5 protein-coding genes and 1 pseudogene are annotated in these 4,732 nt (G+C 73.5%); all 6 read left to right on the forward strand.

Going from position 1 to position 4,732, the window contains the following annotated elements:
- Positions 1-124: 124 nt before the first annotated feature.
- Positions 125-1,828, forward strand: a pseudogene (locus B7L92_RS29200) (PP2C family protein-serine/threonine phosphatase); the annotation flags it as partial.
- A 286-nt stretch (positions 1,829-2,114) separates the two neighbouring features.
- The gene (locus B7L92_RS29205; RefSeq protein WP_004991984.1) at positions 2,115-2,510 is read left to right on the forward strand and encodes an STAS domain-containing protein; all 396 of its coding nucleotides are present in this window, start codon (positions 2,115-2,117) and stop codon (positions 2,508-2,510) included.
- Between the two features lie 241 nt (positions 2,511-2,751).
- Positions 2,752-3,642 (forward strand): STAS domain-containing protein, encoded by an 891-nt coding sequence (locus tag B7L92_RS29210; RefSeq protein ID WP_081240377.1) that lies wholly within the window; start codon positions 2,752-2,754, stop codon positions 3,640-3,642.
- Entirely contained in the window at positions 3,639-4,058 is a 420-nt protein-coding gene (locus B7L92_RS29215; protein WP_081240378.1) for an STAS domain-containing protein, read from the forward strand. The genes B7L92_RS29210 and B7L92_RS29215 overlap by 4 nt, the downstream gene beginning before the upstream one ends.
- Positions 4,058-4,498 carry an anti-sigma regulatory factor gene (locus tag B7L92_RS29220; RefSeq protein WP_004991974.1) on the forward strand — a complete coding sequence of 147 codons (441 nt, stop codon included), beginning with the start codon at positions 4,058-4,060 and terminating at the stop codon, positions 4,496-4,498. The genes B7L92_RS29215 and B7L92_RS29220 overlap by 1 nt, the downstream gene beginning before the upstream one ends.
- Positions 4,498-4,732, forward strand: a 235-nt coding sequence (locus B7L92_RS29225) for an ATP-binding protein (protein WP_143626393.1), incomplete at its 3' end; no start/stop codon positions are given. The genes B7L92_RS29220 and B7L92_RS29225, both read left to right, overlap by 1 nt.

A 4,732-nucleotide genomic window follows, 5' to 3' on the forward strand; every position in this document is an offset into this window, starting at 1 on the left:
CAGGGTGTGGGAGCACAGCGCGGCCAGGCGCTCCACCTGGCGGACGATCTGCGGCGGCTGATCGGGGAGGGGAGTCGGCCAGACGATCTCCAGCACGCCGTGCACCCGCCCCCCGGTACCGGCGGGCAGGGCGGCCCTGCCCGCCGGTACCGGGGGGCGGGTGCACGGCGTGCTGGAGATCGTCTGGCCGACTCCCCTGCCCGAGCAGCCGCCGCAGATCGTCCGCCAGGTGGAGGCCCTGGCCGAGCTGTGCGCCCACACCCTGGAGACGTACACGGCGCCGAGCGGACCGCCCCACCGGCCGCGGATGCTGCCGGACGCCGCGGAGCTGATGGACCTGGCCGACGGGCTGCACGACCCGGCGCTGGTCCTCCTGCCGTACCTGGACGCCTCCGGGAACCTGCTGGACTTCCGCATCCAGCACGTCAACAGCCGTTTCCTGGACCCGGCGGGCCGGCCGCGCGCCATGGTCAGCGGCTCCCTCCTCCTGGAGGCCTACCCGATGGCCGCCGGGGAGAGCGAGCTGTTCCAGCGGATCGAGCGGGTGTACGCCACGGGGGAGCCGTTCCGGGCCAAGCGCATGAACCTGACCGCGCTGGTCGGCCAGGTGCCGCTGTCGGCGATCGCGGACATCAGCGTCAGCCGGCACGGCTCCGGCATCCTGTTCATCTGGCGCATCGAGGACGAGACGGCCCGGCTGGCGAGCCTGCTCCAGCACGCCCAGCGGCTCGGCCGGATCGGCGGTTTCGAGGAGAACCTGCTCACCGGGGAGATCACCTGGAACGGGCAGCTGTTCGACCTGTACGGGCGCCCGCAGACGAGTTCGCCCGTGCCGCTGGAGGACCTGCCCGCGCACGCCCACCCGGACGACGCCGTCGCCATCGGCCGGTTCCTGCGCACGCTGCTGCACCACCGGCGCCCCGCCTCGGCGGCCTTCCGGCTGCAGCGGCCGGACGGGGTGACCCGGCACATCCGGGTCGTCGCCGAACCGGTCCTGGACACCGACGACCGGCTGCTCACCGTCCGCGGCGCCTACCAGGACATCTCGGCGCAGCACTGGACGGAGGTGGCGCTGGCGGCCACCCGCGACCAGCTGGCGCACACCGAACAGCACGCCAGCGAGCGCGACCGCCTGGCGCTGCAGTTGCAGCGCGCCATCATGCCGCCCACCCAGGCGCCGCTGCAGGTGCCCGATCTCGACGTGGCCGTCCGCTACCGGCCCGCGGAGGCGGAGCAGCTGGTGGGCGGCGACTGGTACGACGCCGTGGTGCTGCCGTCCCGGCTGGTGCTGCTGTGCGTGGGCGACGTCGCCGGGCACGGCATCGAGGCGGCGACCAGCATGGTCGTCCTGCGCAACGCGCTGCGCGGTCTCGCCGTCACCGGCGCGGGCCCCGGGCAGCTGCTGTCCTGGCTGAACATCGTGGCGCACCATCTGACCGGCGCGGTCACCGCCACCGCGGTCTGCGGTCTGTACGACCCGGCCTCGCGCACCCTGAGGTGGGCCAGGGCGGGCCACCTGCCGCCGGTGCTGGTGCGGGGCGACGAGGCCGCTCCCCTGCCGCTGGTCCGCGGGATGCTGCTCGGGGCCGTGCCCGAGGCGGTGTACGAGGAGGCGGAGGTCCAGCTGGCCGCGGAGGACAACCTGCTGATGTACACGGACGGGCTGATCGAGCGCCGGGACCGCTCCGTGGAGGAGTCCCTGACCCATCTGCTCACCACCGCCGCCAAGGCCCCGGGCACGCTCGACCAGCGGCTGGACCGGCTGCTCACGTACAGCAGGTCGGACACGGACGACGACACCTGCATCGTGGGCATCCGGGTCGGGTGAGACGGTGCGACCGGCACCGGCGGGCACGGACCGAGGCATGACGCGGCGATTCGGGGGTACGCGCGGCTGCGCGGTGAGAGTCGACCGACAGGCGTGGGGGTGCCGGGCGGGTGAGGGAGCACATGACGGGAACCGGCGGCGGGCTGCGCCGCCGGTTCCCGTCGGGCGGGCCCCCTCGCAGGCCGGCGCCCGTGAGAGCGGGATCACCCCCGCGCGCCGGGACCGGCGTGCGTCGACGTCTCCCGCAGGGGTAACCAGCCCTGGCCGTCATTTGTTGGAGGTACTCGTGCCCATTGCCCAGAACCCTCTGTCCGTCGAGGTGACCCTTCCCCGGGAGGACGTGGCCCTGCTCACGGTGGAGGGGTACTTGGACGTCGACACCGCGACCGAGTTCCAGCATCACCTGGCGAACCAGCTCCATCACGGCCGGCGGCACTTCCTGCTCGACCTGTCCGCGGTCCCCTTCATGGACTCGTCCGGCATGAACATAATCCTCCGGGTCTACCAGGAGGCCCGCGAGCTGCCGGGCAGCGTCCACATCATCTCCCCCACGTCCGCGGTGCGCCGCATCCTGGACCTGACCGGCGTGAGCATCACGGTCCCGGTCTCCGGGAGCGTCGACGAGGCGCTGGAGCGTGTCGACCGGCTGCCCCAGGCCCCGGAGGAGGATCCCGGGAGCTGAGCGGCCCCCGCCGAGGGCCGCCACGCACCTGTGCCGGGCCGGTGGGCGCGGTGCGGTCCCGGTCGGCCGCCCGCCACCGGCCGTCGCGTCGTCCGCGCGGGCACCGGTGGGTCCGGCCACGGGGGCGGGACGCCGTGCCGGGCGGGTCCGGGGCCTCGTTAGAGTGGTTGTCAGGCAGGTTCGATCGCTTTCTCGTCGCCTCGAACGGGCTCGACACGCAACAAGGATGAGGAGAACACAGGTGCCGGAGCACGAAGCGGGCGGAACGCCGACGCTCGAGGTCAGGGACTTCCTGCGCCGCCGACGTGAGCAGATCGCCCAGCGATGGGCGGACGAGCCCCTGTTCCGCACGGTGTTCACCGTCTCGCGCGACGAGGCGGTGGAGGCGGGCAAGGCGGTCGTCGACGCGCTGGCCCAGGTCGCCGACGCGCACCGGGTCGAGGACCCGGACGCCGCGGGCTTCACGGAGGTGCGCGAGCAGCTGGCGCGGATGGGGGCGACCCGCAGCCGCGCGGGGCTGTCCACGACCCAGATGTCGAGCGAGCTGGCCGCGCTGCTGCCGCCGGCCGAGAACCTCCTGGTCGCCGACCTGGACCAGGCCTCGCCCGAACTCCTGCGGGAGTGCTCGGTCACGCTCGGCGTCCTCATGGGCACCCTGCGTCTGGTGGCCATGCAGACGGCCCTGAGCGAGGGGCAGGCCCTCATCGACCGGCAGCGCCTCCAGTTGCTGGAGGTGGCCACGCCGGTGATCAAGCTCTGGGACGGCATCGTGGCGGTCCCGCTGATCGGGACGCTCGACAGCGCCCGCAGCCAGGTGGTGATGGAGACGCTGCTGAACGCGGTCGTCGACCAGCACGCCCGGTTCGCGATCCTCGACATCACCGGGGTGCCGACCGTCGACTCGCTGGTGGCGCAGCACCTGATGAAGACGGTCGCCGCGGCCCGGCTGATGGGCGCGGAGTGCGTCGTGTCCGGTATCCGTCCGGCGATCGCGCAGACCATCGTGCACCTGGGACTGGACCTCGGCACCGTGAAGACCCGCGCGTCCCTCGCCGACGCGCTCGGGTACTGCCTGCACGAGCTGGGGGCGAACATCGTGAACGCGGTGCCCGACGGTGCGGGTCGCCGGTGAGCGAGGAGTTCTCCCGCACGGTCGCGGGACACGTGCCGGTCCTCAGACTCGGCGACATTCTGCTGGTCACCCTCCAGGGGGACCTGTACGACAGCGCGGCGCAGCAGCTCCAGCAGGACCTGTCCGAGACCATCGCCCGCAGTCGGGTCACGGGAGTGGTCATCGACATCTCCGGGGTGGAGATGGTCGACTCCTTCCTGGGGCGCGTGCTGGCCGAGATCGCGGCCCAGACCGAGCTGCTGGCCGCGCGGACCGTGGTGGCCGGCATGCGGCCCGCGGTCGCCATCACCCTGGTGGAGCTGGGGCTGACGCTGCCGGGTCTGCGGACCGCGCTCACCACCGAGGTGGCGATGGAGCTTCTCGCGCAGCCCGTCGTGTCGTCCCGCTCCGGGGGCCTGCGCCAGGAGAGTCCGTGATGCACACCGCCGCGGGCGTCGAGGCCCGTCTGCCCATCCGGTCGGACATGGACCTGGTGTGGGTGCGCCAGCACGTGCGGCAGGCCGCCGCCCGGCTCGGCTTCGGTCTGGTGGACCAGACGAAGCTGGTGACCGCCGCCAGCGAGCTGGCGCGCAACACCCTGGTGCACGGCGGGGGCGGTCAGCTGGAGGTGTCGCTGGTCACCGCCGACGGCGTCAGCGGGCTGCGGCTGGCCTTCAGCGACTCCGGACCGGGCATCCCCGACCTGGACCGCGCGCTCAGCGACGGCTACACCTCGGGCGACGGGCTGGGGATGGGACTGGGCGGCGCACGGCGCCTGGTGCACGACTTCGAGGTCGAGAGCGCTCCCGGAGCGGGCACCACGGTGCGGGTGACGTCCTGGGCGGGCCGGCCGCCGCGTCCGCGCGAGGAGGCGTGATGCCCCGCGTCTGGGACGTGCCGGTGCAGGACTCGACCCGGGTGCGCGACGTCCGGGTCGCGGCGGAGGAGGCGGCGGCCCTGGCCGGACTCGACGAGCGGCGCACCTCCGACGTGGCGCTGGTGGCGACCGAGCTGGCCACCAACCTGCTCAAGCACGCGCAGGCCGGTGAGGTCCTCGTCGACGTCGTGGACCCGCCCGCCCTGCGGGAGGGCCGGGCGGGACGGGCCGTGC

The organism is Streptomyces viridosporus, assembly GCF_002078235.1.
In the GTDB taxonomy this organism is placed as follows: Bacteria; Actinomycetota; Actinomycetes; order Streptomycetales; family Streptomycetaceae; genus Streptomyces; species Streptomyces viridosporus.